General features: G+C 68.5%; 1 pseudogene. It reads left to right on the plus strand.

The window, feature by feature from the left end:
* Positions 1-254, plus strand: a pseudogene (locus tag SB754_RS21590) (alcohol dehydrogenase); the annotation flags it as partial.

The following is a 254-nucleotide window of genomic DNA, read 5'->3' on the forward strand; positions in this document are numbered from 1 at the left end:
CTGCAAGACGGACGGGAAACTGCCCTGCACCCCCGGCAGCATTGCCAACAATGCTGGCTACCTGGTGGGCAAGCAGTTCCGGCTGCACCGGGACGGCGAGGAGGTGTTCCACCACGTGGGGGTTTCCGGCTTCGCCAGCCACGCGGTGCTGAACCGGCAGTCGGTGGTTCCAGTGGGCGACGACGTTCCGCCGGAGATCGCTGCCGTCCTCGGCTGCGCGGTGCTGACCGGCGGCGGAGCGGTGATTAACGCCG

It is taken from the genome of Leifsonia sp. SIMBA_070 (assembly GCF_046534635.1).
Taxonomy (GTDB): Bacteria; Actinomycetota; Actinomycetes; order Actinomycetales; family Microbacteriaceae; genus Leifsonia.